This window comes from Desnuesiella massiliensis, from assembly GCF_001403615.1.
Lineage (GTDB): Bacteria > Bacillota > Clostridia > Clostridiales > Clostridiaceae > Desnuesiella > Desnuesiella massiliensis.
On the sequence record NZ_LN879457.1, the window covers coordinates 149,007 to 168,828 of the forward strand.

Consider the following 19,822-nt stretch of genomic DNA (forward strand, 5'->3'; position numbering starts at 1 on the left):
TTTGTAGTACGCATTGTGTAGATCATATTATATATCTAGTTTTTCAAGGGAGCATCAGTAGTTGCTCTCTTTTTTACAGCATTTAGCACTTATAATACTATAATCTTATAGATAGATGATTAATATTTAGGTAGAGCGTTTAAAAAAGTATTTGCATTGGTGTAACCTTTTCTAGCTTTTTACGTGTAAGCTTATGACAACATTTGAATGGGGGGTGATTTATATTTGTAGCGATAACGAATTAATGGAGCGAGTAAAAAATGGTGATAAACAAGCTTTTGAAGAACTTGTTTTACTGCATAGAAGAACTGCTATAGGCTTTGCATGCAGGTTTATAAAGGATAGCTATTTAGCAGAAGACATTGTACAAGAAAGCTTTGCTGCCATCTACATAAATCGCTATAATTATAAGCCCAAAAGCTCTTTCAAGGCATTTTTATTTGCTGTTATAAGAAACAAATGTATAGACTACTTAAGGAAAAACAAAGGGATTGTGGCAGTTAATTATGGCGAGGAAGAGTTAATATCGGAAGAGCTTTCTCTTGATGAACTAGTGGAGCATGAGCAAAAACTAATATATGCTAAAAAACTTTTAGATAATTTAAGTAATGAATATCGCAGTGCATTTTGGCTTTATGAATATGAGGGCTTTAGTTATAAGGAAATAGCAGAAATTATGGGAAAGTCATTACCACAAATAAAAATCATGCTCTATAGAGCCAGATGTAAAATACAGAAATATGTTAAGGAGGATATGCAATATGAAAAGTGATGAAGAGTTTTTAAATGGCATGTGGCAAAAGGTTAGTGCTTTAGAACATGAAGAATTAGAAAAAGCACGAATAAAGAGTTTAAATCGAAGGCTTACTAAAAAGGCTATTAATATTGCTGCTATAAGCATCTTAGTCTTTATTACTCTTATAACTCTTTGCCAATATATGAATGAAGCTATATATCCCATAACTATTGGTATTTTATTTATTTCTTTTATATATGAAAGCATATCAAATAAGATTTTGGAGGATAAGACCTATGCAAATTAAAATATCAAATTTAAGTAAACAATTTGGTAATAAAACTGCTCTTGATGATGTAAACCTTGAAATAAATAGTGGCATGTTTGGATTACTTGGTAGAAACGGTGCAGGTAAAACAACGCTGATGCGTATTCTTACAACGCTACTTACAAAGACAAGCGGTGATATTACAATCTGTGATATACCAATAGAAAAATCTAGGGACATTAGAAAAATAGTAGGATATTTGCCTCAGGACTTTTCAATGTATCCTAATATGACTGTTTATGAAGCTATGGATTATTTAGGTGTGCTCTCAGAAATTCCTTCTAGGAAAAGAAAGGGCATAGTGTTAGAGCTTTTAGATAAAGTAAATTTGTATGACTGTCAAAAGGTGCGCATTAAAGCATTGTCGGGTGGTATGAAACGAAGGCTTGGTATTGCCCAAGCAATCATGCATGATCCTAAAGTGATAATAGTTGATGAGCCCACAGCAGGACTAGATCCAGAGGAACGTATGAGATTTAAAAATCTGCTTAGTGATATATCAAAAGATAAAATTGTAATTCTATCAACCCACATTATTGAAGATATAGAGGAAACCTGTGAGAATGTTGCTATCCTAAACAATGGAAAGGTTATTTATAATGGTAAAACCGAAAAGCTCTCAACTCTAGACAGCAAGAATACTACTATCCTTGGAGGATATATGAAAGTGATGGGGGGAGAGGTGTGATGGAGTTATTCCTACTTGAATGCAAAAAGATAATTAAGAGCTATATATACCATGTATTCATAGGGATTGTATTACTATTTTATATTTCGCAAATGGGTATCACTGATATAGAAGCATTAAGATCATATTCTTTAGCACCTAAAAACATAGATACTGAGCAGTATTATGCTGAAAATCATAGATACCCCTATGGTGACAAAAGTACAGAGGTATCCATGGACACGATTCCTAAAATAGTTCCTAACTTATATAGTGAATATAGAGCAAACCGATATACAACATATCCAATTGGATTTGCTAAAACAGTTAGGCTAAGCGAGAATAACGTAAAAAAAATTGAAAAAGGTTTAACAGAAATTACAGGACAGAGTGTTGCGAAGCTTAATGAAATATATAATGCAAACTATATGAATCCTAACTTTCCAGTTAGCAGCTCACTTACAATTGAGAGATTTAATGAAATTATGGCTGAGGTTGATAAGCTATTAGGGGGAGGCTCTGCTTATAGCCCCAAAAATATTAAAAATCTTGCTAGTGTACCAGTAACCTATGAGGAAGCAGTGCAAAACCATGAGTATTTATTAAAAGAAGATAAACTTACTAATGGGTATGCTAGATTATTTTGTGATTATATAGGCATAGCCATGAGTATATTCCCCATCTTTGTTATAGTATTCATATCACTGAAAGATAAGCGCAGCAAAATGAATGAACTGATATACTCTAGGAATACCTCTTCATTAAAGCTAGTTTTAATGAGATACTTTGCTCTTGTTTTCATGATGATAATACCTATATTTATAATTAGTCTTGAGCCTTTATTTGCATTTACCAGGTTTTCTATGGCTGAAAAGGTGGCCATTGATGCTTTCGCTTTCGTAAAATATATTTTATGGTGGCTGTTACCAACGCTGATGCTTGTTACTGCTATTGGGATAATATTGACCACTCTCACAGATACCCCAGTTGCCATAGCTGTGCAGCTTCTGATTTGGTTTATAAGCTTAGCTAGTATAGGATTCACTGGAGACTATCCACTTTTGGGGCTACTCATTAGGCATAATGATAGTGGAATGGGACTTATAATTAAAGAAAATGCAAGGGCAATAACCATGAATAGAATTGCAATTTCAGTTATAGCCTTATTTTTGATCCTTATAACCTCATATATTTATAAACAGAAGAGGAGGGGTAAAGTTGACTTTAACAGAGAAATTAGAAAATTGTTTAAGCTTAATAAAAATAAATATTAAGATTAGCATTTTATGGAATTTGATATTTTCTATAGGATTTTTATGTCTACTTCCCTTTATACAAGGAGTAGCAAATCTAGATAGAGTTTCGGCTGCCATTTGTCTTGAAAACTTTGTTGCAATTATTGGAGTTATACTTCTTGTTCCTGTTTTTTCACCTGAGGAGTCAAAAGAAATTGATGAAATCATATCATCAAAGTTTATGCCAAATTTCAAGCCTTACATAGCTCGAATAGCTTTATCCGCTGCTTCCATTTTAATTTTAATTGCTAGCTTTTGTTTGATGCTAAAGTATAATTCCTGTGAGTTTTATGTGGCGGCTTATATTTTTGGAACCTTTGCATCAGCCTTGTTTTTAGGAAGCATAGGTATGCTCATTTCCTCCCTATCAGCTAGTACCATAGTAGGATATATGGCCAGCATTGGCTATCTCATAATAAATATGATGACAGGAAGTAAGTACGTCGGTAAATTCTATATAATGTCAATGAAAAACAATAGCTTTGATGAAAAGTACTATATATTAATAGGCAGTATCGTCTTAATCATGTTATCAATTTTTATTAAAGGTATAAAAAGAAAGATTTAGAGAAGAGGGACGGTTAACAACTTTGAGAAGTTTATTTTGAAAAATATAGAATAGCACAGGTGGAGAAATATTATTGTAGAGATGTATAAGTTTTTAAATTTAGGGATGTAGCTTAATAGCTTGAAGGATAAAGTCATAAAATTTGATATAAATTGAATTTACCTAGTACTTCACTATGGAAGGCATTACGTAAAAATACCTTATACCTATTCAGAAATATGATAAGCTTCACTGAATTCTGAAAGGTATAAGGACATGATCCAATTTTTTATCCTATGGAATTTTTTACTTTCATAAAAGCGTAGTCTATAGCTGAATCAATATTGTTAGTATTTTTGCCAGCTCCTTGAGCAGAGAAATTGCTTCCTCCACCTTTGCCATCTATTAAAGTAATGGCATCTTTTAGAAGATTATCCATGTTGATTATGGTTAGATCCTTGGAGCACATGAATATAAGATGAGTCATTTCTTCAATTTTTATAGCAAACAAAACTATGACCTTTGGGAAAGCTGTTAGCTTGGAAGCTAGTGTAGCAGCATATTTAAGATTCATATTAGTATGGATAGCCTTTACTACGTTGATATTGCTTATTTTTTCGCAGTTATCTAATAGAGCTTTAATTTCGTAATCTGCTAGTTTAGATTTTAAATCTCTATTTTCGCTAGTAGCTTTATTGAAATCTTGTTTGAGTTGTTCTATTTGAGCTAAAACATCCTCATCATCGCATTTTAAAGCATTGCATAGGGTCGAAAGAGATTTATCCCTAGAAAATAGATGATTTAGAGCTCTTTTTCCGCATAGAAATTCAACTCTGGTGAAGGTTTTATATTTTTCATGTTTTGTGATTTTAATTGACTGCACTTCTATGGTGTATTTAGGATGTAGCCCATAACAAGGTGTTACATCTATATCCCCAATTTTAACTAGTTGTATTTGTTCGCCTATTTTAGTAGTAATTTTTTTAGGGTATAGCTTTTTTAGCTCTGGTTTAGAAGGATATAAAATCTCCACAGGAACATTATCAAATATGATATGATTGCATAGGTTCTCTATCTCTTCAATTTGGCTTATATCAATAGGTTTATCTATATCTATAGTGCAATATTCCTTGCCTAAATTAAATTTAATGGTATTTATATTATATAGTTTGATAAGGCAGGAGGATAGAATGTGCTGTCCAAGGTGCTGCTGCATATTATCAAATCTTTTTTCCCAATCAATAGAACATTTAACCTTATGAATTTTTATAGGCTTTTTTTCAACCACATGATAGATAGTCCCATTGTATTCATATACGGAAGCCACAGGAATTGCCTCGATATATCCGATATCGCTAGGATGCTCTTCGCTTCCAGGATAGAAATAGGTTTTATCTAATTCAATATGAAATTCATTATTTTTTTCAAGGATATTTACTATTTCAGAAGTAAATGTTTTTTCATAGACATTGTCATAATAGAGTTTTTCCATGAGCATATCTCCTTTGATTTTATGAGTAATCATCTATAAATTCAAAATCTATGGCTTCATCATTGAGCCAGCTTCTGATTATTAGATTAAGTTTGTCACTTTCTTTCCAGGGGAAATTGTGCTTAGCATTTTTTATTAATATTCCTTTGGAATTAGGTATTGCATGAACTAAATCTTTAACGGATTCTTTCATCGCTTTAGGTTCTTTATTACCTGCAACTATTAATGTAGGAACCTTAACTTCTGATAAATTATCAGGAAGTTTTAAGTGTTTATAAAGCTCGCTATAAATTCTGTTAAGACTGTCTGCCGTAAGATGCTGATTTTCTGTAATAAAATTTTGCCTATAAAAATCATTTGGAAATTCAAATTGATCTGCTTGTAATTGCAATATCTTTTTGCTTTTTAGCATCGTTATGGTGAGATTATAGCAGAAAGAATTACAGGTAACATTGAGCAAAAGCATAGGGCGAAAAAGGGCACTGGCGATAATAGCGTGATCAACAACCTGAGGATTTTTGCTCAGTAATTCTACTATTATTTTGCCACCTAAGGAATGTCCTATAACATGGGCCTTTTTGCCATTTGCTTTAGAAATTATAAGTTCAGCAATTCGGTTGGCGCAATCCGCTATGGATATAGGTTTTTCTTCAATGCTTTTGCCATGCTCTGGCAAATGAGGGATTATGCAGTGATAATCCTTAAATGCTTCTAATTGCTTTTCCCACATCCAGCCACTAATGCCTCCACCATGAATAAATACTATGGTAGGAGCAGTATTATTACCTCTCTCTTCAAAATACATAGCCATAATTTCATCTTCCTTTATATATTATTTTAAAATTAAAAAGTTATTCAGAAAATCAACTAATCTCAATGCCTAAGAGTTTAAGAATTGTTTCTTTGATTTTTAAGCAAGTTTCTTTAAGCTCCTCTTTATTTTTTATAAAGGCTTGAGCTTGAATTTCTCTGATTAATGCACCTATTACATAAACAAGGTTTTCAACTCCTATATTTATAGCGGGTTTAAATAGGCCTTTTTCTATGCCTTGATTAAGAATAAAGGTAAATTCATTCATCATGTTTTGAAATAATGGGGACATTTTTTTCTGATATTGGACCTTGGCTTCCTCGTACTTATCGGTTTTTAACAATATATCAAGGGTATACTGCGAAATCAAAAGAAGGGTAGAGGGTTCATTTAATGCAATATGAATTGTATTATCAATATATAGTATTAATGCTGATACTGGATTTTCTGTTGCAACGCTATGAATGCTATTTTTGCTTTCTTCCATTTGGCATATGAGAAACGTAAAGGCTTCGTCAATTAAATCTTCTTTGCTTTTAAAATATTCATAAATGGTTGATTTCCCAATATCAGCTATTTCAGCAATTTGTCTGGTAGTTGCTTTGCCAATACCATAATTACTATAGGCCTTAAGAGCTGCTAGCAATATTTTTTTTCGCTTATCTTCTCTATCATTATTATTTGACTGAGGTGATTTATTCAAATTAATGCCTCCTTCAGTGTGTCTGTAATATTTATATAAAGGTATTATATATGTTGCATTAAAAATCTTACACTTCCTATATGGAAAATTATACCGATTAATAAGTTAGACCCTAGGAATTTTGAAGCTAAAGAAATGTACTTATATTTTTGCAATCTATATACATTAAAATTTTTATATTATGTATTTATAAAAAGCTTTTCTATATTGGGCAGATCTTAGAGTTTTATTCTGATGAATGTATTAGAGGTATTATTATAAAATCATTTTATTTGATTAGGCTGTTGTATAGTTAGATTTAGTCCGACTGTTCGGTCGGATGAGTTGATTTTATTATAATACTATTAGGTTGAATTGTCAATTATGGGGAAATAATAAGGGAGATAACTATACAGACTCCTAAACGCTATATTCAAAGTGCCTTGAGGAGTACACAAGTTAATAATAGGCATGTTTTCTATTATAGGGAAAGAAGTTCAGCTATTAACTTATACATGCACCATAATGGCTTAAAGATGCCATCTTGGAACATTTATAAGTTAAAGTTTCTCCTTTGTTTTCTTATAGTAAATGAAAGCATCAATAGTATCCTTTAGGTGAGTATGCGGTGAAAAAGTAAGTACTTGTATATAGTATAGGTTGTGATAAAATTGCATCATGGATAGTTGATTTAGATTATAGGGAGGGAAAATAATGAGTTCTTTACTAAAACCTTTAGACCAAGGTAAATTAACCTTAAACAACAGATTGGTTATGCCACCCATGGCTACTTCAAAGTGTGAGGTGGATGGAAAGATAAGTAAAGATATTTTAGATTATTATGATGAAAAGTCTCGTGGTGGATATATATCCTTGATAATTGTTGAACACAGCTTTATTACGCAGAAAGGGAAAGCCAGTGAAGGGCAAATGTCCATAGCAGAGGATAGCCTAGTAGAAAGTTTAAAAGAATTAGCTAATATCATTCATAAGAATGGTTCTAAAGCAGTAATGCAAATTAATCATGCTGGAAGTGCAGCAAGCAAAGATGTCACTGGCTTTGAACCAGTAGGACCTTCCGCTGTAGCCAATCCACGTAAAGGCAATGTTCCAAAGGAGCTTACTAAGGAAGAAATCAAAGAGATAATTGAGGAATTCAAGGCAGCAGCGCTAAGAGTAAAAGAAGCAGGCTTCGATGGAGTAGAGATACATTCGGCTCATGGATACCTTTTAAATCAATTTTTCTCTCCTCTTACTAACCATAGAACTGATGAATACGGTGGAGATGTATTAGGCAGAATTAGAATTCACCTAGAAGTTATTAAGGCAGTAAGAGAAGCTGTTGGAGATGATTTCCCAGTGCTTCTACGCCTAGGAGCCGCGGATTACATGGAAGGTGGGAGCACCATTGAGCATAGCAAAATAGCAGCCAAAGAATTTGAAAAGGCAGGAGTGGATATGCTTGATATTTCTGGAGGCTTTTGTGGATATATTATTCCAGGAGTTAATGGTCAAGGATATTTTGCACCTCTTACTGAAGCATTAAAGGAAGTTGTTTCTATTCCAGTTATATTAACTGGAGGAATTACAGAAGCTCAAGCAGCAGAAAAATTGCTTTCTGAGGGAAAAGCTGATCTCATAGGAGTAGGAAGAGCTATATACAAAGATTCTAATTGGGCCAAAAATGCTATAGAAAGTTTGTAGGGACGGTTAACAACTATTTGATGTAATTGAGATTTTAAAATATGGGGGCTGTCGCATTAGCGGTTAAAAACCGCTAATGCTCAGCTCCTATTGCTTTGATAACCACTGGCTATGCCAGTGGATAAAATGGCTTTAGCTCTGAACAAAAAAACTCCTATGATAAAATGAAAGCGACTGAAAATCGCAAAACAAAATATCATAGGAGGTGTGTCGTATGGGTAACGACATAGAAAGCTTAACACATACAAAATGGAGGTGTCAATATCATATAGTATTTGCACCAAAGTATAGAAGACAGATAATATATGGGAAATATAAAGGAGAAATCGGCAAGATACTACGAGAGATATGTATAAGAAATGGAGTAGAGATAATAGAAGCAAATGCATGTCCAGATCATGTACATATGCTGGTAAGTATTCCACCAAAAATGAGTGTATCAAAATTCATGGGAATATTAAAAGGGAAAAGTAGCTTGATGATTTTTGATAGATTTGCAAATTTAAAATATAAATATGGTAACAGACATTTTTGGTGCAGAGGATATTATGTAGATACAGTTGGAAGAAATAAAACTGCAGTTGCAAAATATATACAAAATCAACTTCAAGAAGATCAAATAGCAGAACAGATAAGTATGAAAGAATATATTGACCCGTTCACGGGCGAGCCAGCAAAAGGTAGCAAATAAAAAAGCCACCCAACGAGGGTGGCCGCTGTAAAAGTTTTGCGATTGGCGGTTTTTTCAGAGCGCGAGTAGCGCCGCCAGTACCATGCCCTTATAGGGCTTAATCAAGCCACCAGCTCAGCTGGTGGTACATGACTTTGTACTGTTTTATAGCAATTTTAAAGAGATTTGCAAATAAATTCATCTCTATACCTTAAAAATGGCGCACTTTAATAAGCCCTTTCGCTTAAGACTTTTTTCAGAATACTTGTTTTTTAAAAGTCTAAAATTAGGCAGTGCTTTTTAACAAAAAAAGGTGTGTTCCAGTTCTGTTTGACTGAATTTTGTTATGTAGTTTGTTTATGTTATGTGCCATAGCCAAAAGGATACTTTCGGACAAAACATTCTGCTTTCCTTTGCACAGAAATCTTCGAAATCCCATATCTTGCTTAATCTCTCCAAAAGAACCTTCAGCTTGTATGCTTCGATTCATTCTGAGTTCACAACCTTCTTTGCTTACAATTCTTTCGAGATCCTTTTTCCTCAGCATGTTAAATAACTTTGATGTTTCAAGATTTTTTAATCTTTCTTCTAATGGAGTTTTGCAGTTGTTTCCTTTTATACATCTACTTTTGTGTGAACAGTTACTGCAATCCTCGCAGATATATATGGTTTTCTCACTTTGATATCCAGTTTTACTTTTTCTTTTTATCGTTTTGCTAACTGTTAACTTTTTATTATTTTCACAAGTATAGTAATCACCAGCTTCATTGTATTCCATGTTTTCTATTCGACTGATGTCATTCTTGTATTTTCTTGTTTTAGATATTTCATAGTTTGATGGTTTGATAAATGCCAGTTGTCCATTTTCTTCAAGATACACATAATTCTCTTCGCTTTCATATCCAGCATCTGCAACCACTTTTTTATATCTAAATGTTAGGAACGCCTCCATACTTTTGAGAAATGGAATTATGGTGTTGGTATCTGTGGGCTGGTCGCCCACGGTAAGCCACACTATATATTCAGAGTCCACACCATGCTGCACATTATAGCCTGCTTTTAGTTGACCATTTCCCATAGCATCTTCCTTCATTCTCATAAAGGTTGCATCATTATCTGTTTTTGAATAGCTGTTACGATCACCACAAATATATATTTTCTGGGTGTATTCTTTTAATTTATCAAGGTATTCCTCAAGTTTTTCAATGGATCGCTGCAATGAAGTTTTTCTTTTTCCACATCCATGTACAAACTCTATCTTTTCTTTATGTTTCAGAGTATAAAGTTTTTTTCGCAGCTTTTTTACGTGTTTCATTTTTACTTTATTCTGATAAACAAGCTTGATGCCGTATAATTCCTCGCATTCAGCCACTAAATCTGCTAATTTAATTAGTAGCTTTTCTAAGTTTTTTGTAACAGCTTTTTTCCAAACAAAAGTATATTTGTTTGCACAAGCCTCAATTTTTGTGCCATCAATGAAAACAGCATCTCCAGATATCTCTCCTATGTTAAGAAGAAACTTTGTCATTTCAGCTAGAATTCTTTCAGCACAGGGTGCAAAGTGCAAGCTTCTAAATCTTGCAAAAGTTGAATGATCAGGTTTTGGTGAATTTTCAAGAAGGTACATGAAGTTAATATCACGATGACATGCTGTTTCCATGGCACGAGATGAATAACTATGATTCATGTAAGAATAGAGTACAATCTTCAGCATCTGACGTGGTGTTGCTTGATTTTCCCTAACTCGGGAATAAGTCGAATATAAATCTTCTAAATCCATCTCCTCTACAAATTGACTTAGCAAACGCACTGAATCATTTTCTGGGATCATACAATCGATATTTATTGGAAGTTTTAATTGAAAATATCTTTGATTAAGTGTATAATTTTTTTGTAAAATGTTATGTTTTAGCATACTAATATTTTACCATAAATCCCTTACTTCTCGAAGTTCGGGATTTATTTTTTTGCACAAAAAAGGAGCTACGCACTAATCACTTAGTGCGACAGCCCCCTTTAAAATGCTTGACAGATATATTGCTTTAGTGTACTATGTAATTAGTACACTAAAGCAATATATCAATTTAACCTAAAAAGGAGGTAAAAGCTTGAATATTGAATTTAATGATAAAACTCCAATATACATTCAGATAATGGATTTAATAAAGTCAGATATAGTAAGCGGCAAAATAAAAATAGGAGATAAGCTTCCTTCCGTAAGAGAGCTGGCAACTATGTTAAAGGTTAATCCAAATACTCTCCAAAGGACTTATCAGGAGCTTGAAAGGGAAGGTATAGTTTATACTCAGAGGGGTATGGGAACATTTGTAAAGGAGGAAAAGGGTATTATGGCAAACTTAAAAAAAGAAATGGCAAAGCAAATAATAGAAGAGTTTATGTATAAAATGAAAAATCTTGGATTTAACTCTAAGGAAATAGCAAATGTAATTTCAGAAGAAGCTTTAAAGGAGGAAAGTATAAATGGATAGCATATTAAAAACCTCAAACTTGACTAAAACTTACTTTACAAAAACAGCATTAAAGAATGCTAGTATACAAATTGAAAAAGGAAAAATACTAGGTCTTCTTGGGCCAAACGGAAGCGGGAAAACTACTTTAATAAAGATAGCTGCAGGGATATTAAGGCAAAGCTCAGGAGAAATATTGATAGATGGTCATGAGCCAGGAGTAAGCACAAAGGCTATTGTTTCATATCTACCAGATAAAGAGTATATACCAAAATGGATGAAAATAAGGGATGCTATAAATTATTTTGAAGATTTTTATAAGGATTTTCAAAGAGATAAAGCTATGGAGCTTTTAGATTTCATGAAGCTTGATGAAATGAGTAAAGTGACAAGTCTTTCAAAGGGGATGCTGGAAAAACTTTATCTAACCCTTACACTTTCAAGAAAAGCTAAACTTTATATACTTGATGAACCGCTGGCAGGGGTTGATCCTACAGCTAGAGAAAAGATACTAGATGCCATAATAAATAATTTTAATGAAGATAGCGCCATGCTTATAACTACTCATCTTGTAAATGATATTGAAAGAATATTTGATGATGTAGCTTTTATATCTAATGGAGAAGTAGTTCTTCAAGGCAATGCAGAAGAATTAAGAGCTCAAAGAGGAAAATCCATTGATGAATTGTTTAGGGAGGTGTTTCAATAATGTTTAAGCTTGTTAAATACGAATTAAAAGGCAATTATAAGTTTGTACTTGGAAATATATTAATGGTTATTCTATTAAATCTTCTTCTTATGACTAGAAAAGGTATTTGGGGTACTGAGATAATCATAGTTTTGTCGGCCATTATATTCATAACATCTGCGGTGATAATATTTCTAGAAGGAATTAAATTAATGAGTAGATATATGAAGAGCGATGAAGGCTATTTACTCTTAACCCTTCCACAAAAGGGACATTCTATTTTAACTTCAAGGTTAATAACAGCTTTAATAGAAATAGCTTTTGTATCCTCAATAGGTTTTGCATTTTTATGGATGAATATATCTAGTATAGATTTTATTAGAGAAAATTTCATGAGAGGTATGGATGCTAAAGTAATTTTAAATGGACTTGTAGGCAGTGCTGCCAATATTATTTTAATGCTTACCTTAATATATTTTTCAGTAGTTATAAGTAAGGTTGCCTTTAAAAATAAAAAGATAGGTGGAGTTGGGGCTTTTCTAATATTTTTAGTAACATCATTTTTAATAAATTATATAGCTTATGGTGTATCTAATCTCTTTAATGTTAGTATAAATTACGGAGAATTATATGCAAATATGAAGATTAGCACTAGTTTAATTGGAGAACAAGGAGGTCTAGTGGTAACAACGGCTCAAATAAATATCCCATCTTTGATATATAATCTAATAATATTTGCAGGGTTATTCGTTGGAACTTCATATATGCTAGAGAGAAAGGTTGATTTATAGAGGGGGACGGTTAACAACCAAGAAAAGTTTTCTTGGTTGTTAACCGTCCCCAAGTCCCATTCTCCCATCTCTCAACAGCCAGTTGGCATCTCTGCTATTTGATATCCAAAGCTTATTACCTTTTACAAATTCTAGGCTCTCTCCTACATTTATGATTTTTCCATTGACCTGAACTTCAAGGGTAGCTCCATAAAGTGGTTCTCCTGCGCCATATCTACTCACAGTAACCTTTGCTTTTAAAATCCTATAGTTTTGTTCCATTTCTAATTTTTTTAGTCTGTCTACATATATTCTTTGCCCCTCTTCAGAAGTGTAATTTTTACTTTTTTCTTTAGGATTAGTGTCCCATAGAAAAACATGATTATAAGCTTTTTCATAATCCTTAGCTATTAAAGCTTTATAGTAATTTTCAGCATTTTTAGCTCTAATAATTACGTTAAGCTCCATCAATGCTCTTACTATAAATAGCAAGAAAACTGGTATTAATAGTATAAGTATAGCTTTAGTATTAGTAGTTTCCTTTTTCATATTAGTCTCACCTTCACTCCTTTTTAAGTTTGGGGTGGTTAACTATAAACATATTATATAGATATTCAACACATTTCTTCACTAGATATAAAATCAAACATAATTAAATAAATATATTTAGGTATATAATACCATATAACAAATGTTATTCGAATTATAACTATACTTTCATTAAAAAGTTAATTACTTAAAAGGTCTTTTTTGAGACTTTTTTTGAGACATAGATGCCCACTAACTTTTATTAATAACTTAGCAACAATTATTTGGTAAAATGAAAAGAGGGGGGGGAAGGTTAATGAACAAAAGGATTTTAATAATAGAGGACGAGCCAGATATAGCTAGAATATTGAAATATGCTTTTGCTAAAGAGAATTTTTTAGTAAGGTGCGAAGAGTGTGGTATGAGTGGAATTGAAGCTGTAAAGAATTTTATGCCAGATGTAGTATTATTAGATGTAATGTTACCGGACATCAGTGGATTTGAAGTTTGTAAGAATCTAATGAAATATAAGATTCCTATACTCATGCTAACGGCGAGAAATGATATTGTAGATAAGATTTTAGGGTTAGAACTAGGTGCTGATGACTATATAACTAAGCCCTTTGATATAAGAGAAGTTATAACTAGAGTAAATGTAGCTCTCAGAAGAATAGAGAGGATAATAAATAAGGAAGAAGAAAGTGAAAAAATTATAATAGGAGACATAATTATCATTAAGAAAAGCAGGGAAGTGTATAAAAATAACGAGCTTATAAAACTCAAGCCTAAGGAATATGATTTGCTATTATATATGTCAGAAAATAAGAATAGGGTGCTATCTAGGGATCAGATATTAATCAAGGTGTGGAATTATGATTTTGAAGGAGACTGGAGAACTATTGATGTGCATATAAGAAGACTCAGGCAGAAGCTTCATTGCGAAGAGCTTATAGAAACAGTATTTGGAATAGGTTATATATTAAAAGGATAATATGAAAATAAAATATAAGTTTGCCATAGGTTTTTTTAGTATATTTATACTTTCAGTCATTGCCTTCAATATCATTATAGATAGAGTATTCCAAAGTCATATAAATGGCATTATTAAAGAAGATATGACACAGATTTATAAGAATTCCTATAAACATATACAATATTATTTTAATCTTAGAGGATTAAAACCAGAAGAAAATATATTGATTAACAAAAGTCCTGAAATAGCTTTAAATATAAGTGAGCAGAACAATTGCTTCGTAGCCCTATATAATGTTGATGGAATATATAAATATAGCTATCCTAATGAAATAAGTGAATTTTTAAAGAATAAAGATAAAGAGTCTACGCTTATAAATAATGCTAAAGAAAATAAATCTTCAATAAATATTTATATAGAAGAGGGTAAGGTAGTATCTAGCTGTTCCTATGCTATTTATATAGAGGACAACCTGATAGGTATCATTAAATTTGCTAAGGACTACACAGATATCTATAGCAAGATTAAAGGGTTTGTTGATATTCTTTCTATGATATCTTTTATATCCTTTTTACTGATATTAATCCTTTCCTATGCCATTTCTAATAATTTAGTGTTGCCACTACCTAGGCTTAAGGAAGCCTTTAGGCAAGTAGCCATGGGTAACTATGATGTGAAAGTAGATATAAGAGGTTCAGATGAGCTAAGTGATCTTAGCAAAAGCTTCATAGCCATGAAAAATAGAATTAAAGAACAAATGGACATTATTAATGAAGAAAAGGAAAAAGTGCTGATGCTAGAAAAGACTAGGACAGAGTTTTTTAACAATGTTACTCACGAGTTAAAAACACCACTCACTACAATATCAGGCTATGCGCAGATTATCGGAGAAGAAGACTTTAATGACAAAATTTTTCAAACTATGGCTTTAGACAGAATAAAGGCAGAAAGTCAAAGAATGCACGATATGGTGGTTTCACTTATAGAGATATCTAAATATAATACTGAGGTTGAAGATAGAGATTTTAGTGAAATAAATATAAAAGAATTGCTTGATAATATACTAAAGGATTTGTCCATAAGGGCCAGTAAATATAATTTAACAATTCAATGCAAAATACAACCTGTTCAGTTTAAAGCTAGGGGGGGACGGTTAACAACTATTTTCACAAATATTATAGATAATGCTATAAAATATTCTTCAGCTAGTAGTGAAATCAGAATAAAAGCTTATGAGAAAAATAATATATTTATATTTGAAGTAGAAAATTACTGTGAATATATATCTGAGGATAAGTTATCAAAGTTTTTTGAGCCTTTTTATAGAGCGGATCTAGTAAAATCAAGAGAACTAGGCAGCAACGGGCTAGGTTTATTTATATGTAAATCCATTATTGAGGAGCTTAAAGGAGCTATTGATATAAAATATAAGGATAATAAATTTAAGGTTATAATTAAATTATCCACAGATAATTAATAAATTTGATAACTTTAGCAACAAATTGTTAATAACTTTTCATAAGTTGTTAAATCTTATCCTTCAAAATAATAATTGAAGGGAGGTAGTAAAAATGAAAAATAAGAAATTAGTTATGGTCATGTGGGTGTCAGTAAGCTTTATTCTAATTTTTATTGCTATGGCTTACATGAATAACAAGAAGGGCAATAAATTTATCAATGAGGTTATATCAGGGGATGTTAGAAAAGATTCTATGCAGGAGAAAAAACTGATAGTAAAGGAAGTTAGAGATGTTAACTTACCTTTAGAGTGGGGAGAAATATTGAGTTTCTATAACATTAATGATGATCATATTTCATTATACGTAGTAGACAGAAAGCCCTACGGTGAAAGTCTATATAAGGCAGATGTATATGATGTAGTAATGAAAGGAAATAAAATTTCAAGAACCCCGATATTAAATTCTGTAGAAATAATATATGCAGATATAAGCGGCAGGTTAATATATAAAAAAGGCTCTAATTTATATCTATATGAGAATAAACAAGAAAAACCCATTAAAATGTTAAAGGAATTAAGTGAAATTTTAGATGAAGGCCATTTAGGTATAGTATATTTCAATGATAGACTTTATTGGGGAGATGCCAAATTTATGAGAGTTGACAAGGTTTATAGTTATGATATCAATGAGGATAAGCTAAATCGCATGGATATAAATGAAGATAAGATAATTGTGCAGGCGCATCCTATAGAAGAAGGGGTGGGCATATACGAGGGAAATGCAACTCTTGGTCAACAATTCCGTAGTAAAGTAGGTATAATTGATATGACAAAGGGCACTGCAGAAGAAATAATTGATGTAGGAGGCTACTTTAAGCTTGATGTGATAAATAAAGATAAAGTTATGATAGATAAAGTAGTTGAGAAAGGCACAGAAGTCGTTATTTTAGATTTAAAGAGTAAATTGCAAAAAGAACTTATGAAGTTTGAAGAAAGAATAGACTACTATCTATGCCCTACTAAGGATAAAATTGCTTACTTTATAAAGGATAAAAATTCGGAAGATATAAATTTATTTATTGCAAAAATAAAAGATGACACTATTGTAGAAAAGCATAATATAGGCACTTTTAAAGCTATAAGCTATCCAAGTATTATGTGGAGTGAGGATGGTAACAGCTTTATGGTAACTTTGAGAAATGAACAAAATAAGGAGATAGAAAATAAGGTGTTCCAAGTGGGGACGGTTAACAATTAAGAATACTATTTATGATGTATTCTATAGAGAAAGTTTTCAAGTATTAGCTTATAGATATGCCATTTTGGAAAGGATATAGGTTAAAGTTAGGTGGCATTCACCATAGTTCTAATAGATTTTTAAACAATTTGTAAAATTAATTGATAATTTAGCATTAAGAGAATAAACCTCAGTCTAATGGATAGAATTTAGAAAAATATATTAGACTGAGGTGATTTTATGCCAAGATTAGCGCGACAAAAAATATCGCATGGTATATTTCATATAATGGGTAGAAGTATAAGTGAAATCGACCTTTTCAAAGAGCATGAAGATAAATTAAAATATTTTTCGTTGATTAAAAAATATCAGGGGATATACATATTTAAGATTTACGCATATTGCCTTATGAAGAATCATTTTCATATCATGATTGATGCTAATGGGGCAGATATATCCAAAATAATGCATAGCATAAACTTTTCCTATGCTCAGTATTTTAATAGGAAATATAATAGACATGGGCACCTCTTTCAAGATAGATTCAAAAGTAAGCTGGTCACAAATCAAAAATATCTTTTGGCCTTATCCGCATATATACATAATAATCCAGCAGAAATTGTGGGATATGAGAATTGCCCTGAAAAATATGAGTATTCAAGCCTTGCTGTATACCTTGGCTTGCATAAAGATCCCCATGAGCTAATAGAAGATGAATTTGTAATGAGTCTCCTTGGGAGAAATAAGAAGGAGGCTAGGATAAGATATCTGAAGCTCGTATATAAATCTGATGACAATAATTTAAAAGAAGAAATTGAATTTCAAAATGAAAGAACGGAATATAGAAGTGGAAGAACTATAATTAAAAGAGATTTTAAAGCTGAGGATATAGTAAAATTTGTAGTATCAAAGATGAAGGTAGATGAATTAAGTCTTTCCATAAAGCATTTAAGACCTACAATTGAAGCAAAAGCTTTGATCGTGGTTTTAATGAGAGGCTTATGTAATTTGAAATGTAGCGATATATGCAGATATATAGGGGACATAACTAATTCAAGGATATCAAAACTTAGTTCTATAGGGGTAAATATGGTAAATGGTAATGGGAAATATGAAAAAATAGTCGAAGAGTTTATGATGAAATTTGCATCTTGACTATACTGCTTGAAAAATAAAATTATTTTTTAGGTATATTAAGCTATTGCAAAAATGGACAAACTTATAACAAATTAACGCAATTAAGGCACCTTAATTAAATAACTAAACATATTTTGAGTACTGATGCTCCAAGAATTAGGCTATAGCCTAATTATAAGTAAAGCTATTTTTTTATCACTCAAAATTTTAATAGCTATTTTAATTCAGATGCCTAATTTTGATTTTAGAAACTTAGGTTAATTAAGGATAATGCGGTGAATCAGGAATAAAAGTTGTTAACCGTCCCCTAATAAATATAGCTTAAGTATTTACTTGATGCCCAGCCTTCTATACCATTGATCCTTATTTTAAACCAATTTCCATCTGAAGAGTAATCGGTGATTTCAGCATATTGATTTTGAGATAACACTCCGATTATAGATGAAGTGATAGAGGGGGCAGTCCTTATATTTAAAGTATAAGCATTTTTTATTGTAACATATTTTCCGCTAGGAATTGCAGATACTTGAGTGCCATATACCCAAAGAAGTTGTCCATTATAATTTATTTGATACCATCCATTTGAATAATTCACTAAATAAACTATAATATCACTTTTTGTAGTATACACTATATTTCCATCCATGGAACCACTAGATCTCAGGTTTGTATTAGACGCTATTTTAGCGAAAATACCTGCTTCTACGGGTTTTGGTACTACAGGATCATCTACTAGATTCACATATCTCCCTGGAATATAACCCTTATTAATCTCTTCCATGCTTATAAAGTATTTTTTAGTACCTTGTATACCTCCATATACGTCATCAGGAGTTGATTCGTAGGTATAGGCACCATAAATGCCATTGTAGGTTCCCCACTTGTCAAAAATAACCACATGATCTCCTGGTTTATTTAGAATATCCATATGCTTAAGATCACTTATATTTATTCTTATAAAATATTGGTTAAATAAGGTTGAAGTTGATAATTTGTAATCTCTTATATTAAAGGCGGCTTGTACAAATCCTGAACAGTCTACGCCAGCAGTACCAGGTATATATCCGTACCCGGCTTCTGTATTAACATTGCCTATATAAGCACCTTTGCTAACTGCATCTATAAAGTTATTCCAGGGAGTGTCGGAGGATCTAAAATCAATTCCATCCAAGTCACCCCAATTGTAAGGAATTCCAACCATTTCTCCAGTGCTTAAGTTATTCAATTGCTTTGGTTGAGTAATAAGCTGAGCATAGCTAGGATTGATATTTGAATTATTGTAAGAGGAGTATGTCCACTTTAAATTTATCATATTTAAAGCTCTTTGCTCTGCTTCACTTCGGCTTATAGTAGATTGTGTTGCAGCATTAGTAGTATGACTTAAAGAAATTATAATAGCAAAAGAAAGTAATATTCCTAAGATAATAGATGTAAATCTTTTCATTAAATTGCAACTCCTTTTCTTAATTTCTTATTACGCAGCTATAATTATATAGGGGGAACTAGAGGGTAGCAATGCGAAATTGGTGGAAATGCAGTATATCTTTGAGAAGCAAACTTTACACTTACATTTTTAAATTAAGAATTTAAAAAATGGATTTTTAAGGTGATTGTTAATAAATTTTATAGT

General features: G+C 31.9%; 20 protein-coding genes. 14 read left to right on the forward strand and 6 right to left on the reverse strand.

Translation table 11 applies throughout. The features are described 5' to 3' along the window. Positions 1 to 214 precede the first annotated feature (214 nt). From BN2665_RS18535 to BN2665_RS18555, 5 genes are read left to right on the forward strand one after another with little or no spacing between them, the layout of a single operon-like run. Positions 215 to 772 (forward strand): RNA polymerase sigma factor, encoded by a 558-nt coding sequence (locus BN2665_RS18535; RefSeq protein ID WP_195892726.1) that lies wholly within the window; start codon positions 215 to 217, stop codon positions 770 to 772. Then, complete coding sequence (locus BN2665_RS18540) at positions 762 to 1,043, forward strand: hypothetical protein (protein ID WP_055668614.1); 282 nt, start codon at positions 762 to 764, stop codon at positions 1,041 to 1,043. The genes BN2665_RS18535 and BN2665_RS18540 overlap by 11 nt, the downstream gene beginning before the upstream one ends. After that, positions 1,033 to 1,752 (forward strand): ABC transporter ATP-binding protein, encoded by a 720-nt coding sequence (locus tag BN2665_RS18545; protein ID WP_074042363.1) that lies wholly within the window; start codon positions 1,033 to 1,035, stop codon positions 1,750 to 1,752. Before BN2665_RS18540 ends, BN2665_RS18545 begins: the two co-directional genes overlap by 11 nt. Next, complete coding sequence (locus BN2665_RS18550) at positions 1,752 to 3,005, forward strand: ABC transporter permease (protein ID WP_055668615.1); 1,254 nt, start codon at positions 1,752 to 1,754, stop codon at positions 3,003 to 3,005. The genes BN2665_RS18545 and BN2665_RS18550 overlap by 1 nt, the downstream gene beginning before the upstream one ends. Beyond that, positions 2,950 to 3,594 (forward strand): ABC transporter permease, encoded by a 645-nt coding sequence (locus BN2665_RS18555; protein WP_242865985.1) that lies wholly within the window; start codon positions 2,950 to 2,952, stop codon positions 3,592 to 3,594. Before BN2665_RS18550 ends, BN2665_RS18555 begins: the two co-directional genes overlap by 56 nt. A gap of 268 nt (positions 3,595 to 3,862) precedes the next feature. On the opposite strand, the gene BN2665_RS18560 is transcribed toward BN2665_RS18555, so the two are convergent. The 3 genes from BN2665_RS18560 to BN2665_RS18570 are packed head-to-tail and all read right to left on the reverse strand — an operon-like array spanning position 3,863 to position 6,579. Beyond that, entirely contained in the window at positions 3,863 to 5,065 is a 1,203-nt protein-coding gene (locus BN2665_RS18560; protein WP_055668616.1) for an alanyl-tRNA editing protein, read from the reverse strand. Between the two features lie 19 nt (positions 5,066 to 5,084). Then, positions 5,085 to 5,876 (reverse strand): alpha/beta fold hydrolase, encoded by a 792-nt coding sequence (locus BN2665_RS18565; protein ID WP_055668617.1) that lies wholly within the window; start codon positions 5,874 to 5,876, stop codon positions 5,085 to 5,087. A 52-nt stretch (positions 5,877 to 5,928) separates the two neighbouring features. Further along, positions 5,929 to 6,579 (reverse strand): TetR/AcrR family transcriptional regulator, encoded by a 651-nt coding sequence (locus tag BN2665_RS18570; RefSeq protein ID WP_055668618.1) that lies wholly within the window; start codon positions 6,577 to 6,579, stop codon positions 5,929 to 5,931. A gap of 693 nt (positions 6,580 to 7,272) precedes the next feature. On the opposite strand from BN2665_RS18570, the gene BN2665_RS18575 reads away from it, so the two are divergent. Together BN2665_RS18575 and tnpA are read left to right on the forward strand one after the other, a co-directional pair. Beyond that, positions 7,273 to 8,262, forward strand: coding sequence for an NADH:flavin oxidoreductase (locus tag BN2665_RS18575; protein ID WP_055668619.1), 990 nt, complete (start codon positions 7,273 to 7,275; stop codon positions 8,260 to 8,262). 214 nt (positions 8,263 to 8,476) lie between these two features. After that, positions 8,477 to 8,953 (forward strand): IS200/IS605 family transposase, encoded by a 477-nt coding sequence (gene tnpA / locus BN2665_RS18580; RefSeq protein WP_055667388.1) that lies wholly within the window; start codon positions 8,477 to 8,479, stop codon positions 8,951 to 8,953. Positions 8,954 to 9,218: 265 nt separating this feature from the next. Here tnpA and BN2665_RS18585 read toward each other — a convergent pair whose 3' ends face one another. Further along, positions 9,219 to 10,847, reverse strand: a complete 1,629-nt coding sequence (locus BN2665_RS18585; protein ID WP_055666411.1) for an IS1182 family transposase — start codon at positions 10,845 to 10,847, stop codon at positions 9,219 to 9,221. A 193-nt stretch (positions 10,848 to 11,040) separates the two neighbouring features. Between BN2665_RS18585 and BN2665_RS18590 the strand changes: the two genes are divergently transcribed. The 3 genes from BN2665_RS18590 to BN2665_RS18600 are packed head-to-tail and all read left to right on the forward strand — an operon-like array spanning position 11,041 to position 12,879. Next, on the forward strand, positions 11,041 to 11,421 hold the full coding sequence (locus BN2665_RS18590; protein ID WP_055668620.1) for a GntR family transcriptional regulator: 381 nt from the start codon (positions 11,041 to 11,043) through the stop codon (positions 11,419 to 11,421). Next, on the forward strand, positions 11,414 to 12,109 hold the full coding sequence (locus tag BN2665_RS18595) for an ABC transporter ATP-binding protein (protein WP_055668621.1): 696 nt from the start codon (positions 11,414 to 11,416) through the stop codon (positions 12,107 to 12,109). The genes BN2665_RS18590 and BN2665_RS18595 overlap by 8 nt, the downstream gene beginning before the upstream one ends. Continuing rightward, complete coding sequence (locus BN2665_RS18600; protein WP_055668622.1) at positions 12,109 to 12,879, forward strand: hypothetical protein; 771 nt, start codon at positions 12,109 to 12,111, stop codon at positions 12,877 to 12,879. The genes BN2665_RS18595 and BN2665_RS18600 overlap by 1 nt, the downstream gene beginning before the upstream one ends. Before the next feature lie 39 nt (positions 12,880 to 12,918). Here BN2665_RS18600 and BN2665_RS18605 read toward each other — a convergent pair whose 3' ends face one another. Further along, the gene (locus tag BN2665_RS18605; protein ID WP_055668623.1) at positions 12,919 to 13,407 is read right to left on the reverse strand and encodes a hypothetical protein; all 489 of its coding nucleotides are present in this window, start codon (positions 13,405 to 13,407) and stop codon (positions 12,919 to 12,921) included. Between the two features lie 295 nt (positions 13,408 to 13,702). Here BN2665_RS18605 and BN2665_RS18610 point away from each other — a divergent pair, with 295 nt between their 5' ends. From BN2665_RS18610 to BN2665_RS18625, 4 genes are all read left to right on the forward strand, one after another. Further along, a complete protein-coding gene (locus tag BN2665_RS18610) occupies positions 13,703 to 14,377 on the forward strand; it encodes a response regulator transcription factor (protein ID WP_055668624.1) in 675 nt (224 codons plus the stop codon). A 1-nt stretch (position 14,378) separates the two neighbouring features. Next, positions 14,379 to 15,836, forward strand: a complete 1,458-nt coding sequence (locus tag BN2665_RS18615; RefSeq protein ID WP_055668625.1) for a sensor histidine kinase — start codon at positions 14,379 to 14,381, stop codon at positions 15,834 to 15,836. Between the two features lie 94 nt (positions 15,837 to 15,930). Continuing rightward, complete coding sequence (locus BN2665_RS18620; protein ID WP_055668626.1) at positions 15,931 to 17,076, forward strand: hypothetical protein; 1,146 nt, start codon at positions 15,931 to 15,933, stop codon at positions 17,074 to 17,076. A 219-nt stretch (positions 17,077 to 17,295) separates the two neighbouring features. Beyond that, positions 17,296 to 18,210 carry a transposase gene (locus BN2665_RS18625; protein WP_055668627.1) on the forward strand — a complete coding sequence of 305 codons (915 nt, stop codon included), beginning with the start codon at positions 17,296 to 17,298 and terminating at the stop codon, positions 18,208 to 18,210. Between the two features lie 289 nt (positions 18,211 to 18,499). On the opposite strand, the gene BN2665_RS18630 is transcribed toward BN2665_RS18625, so the two are convergent. Next, entirely contained in the window at positions 18,500 to 19,636 is a 1,137-nt protein-coding gene (locus BN2665_RS18630; protein WP_055668628.1) for an SH3 domain-containing protein, read from the reverse strand. Between the last annotated feature and the right edge of the window lie 186 nt (positions 19,637 to 19,822).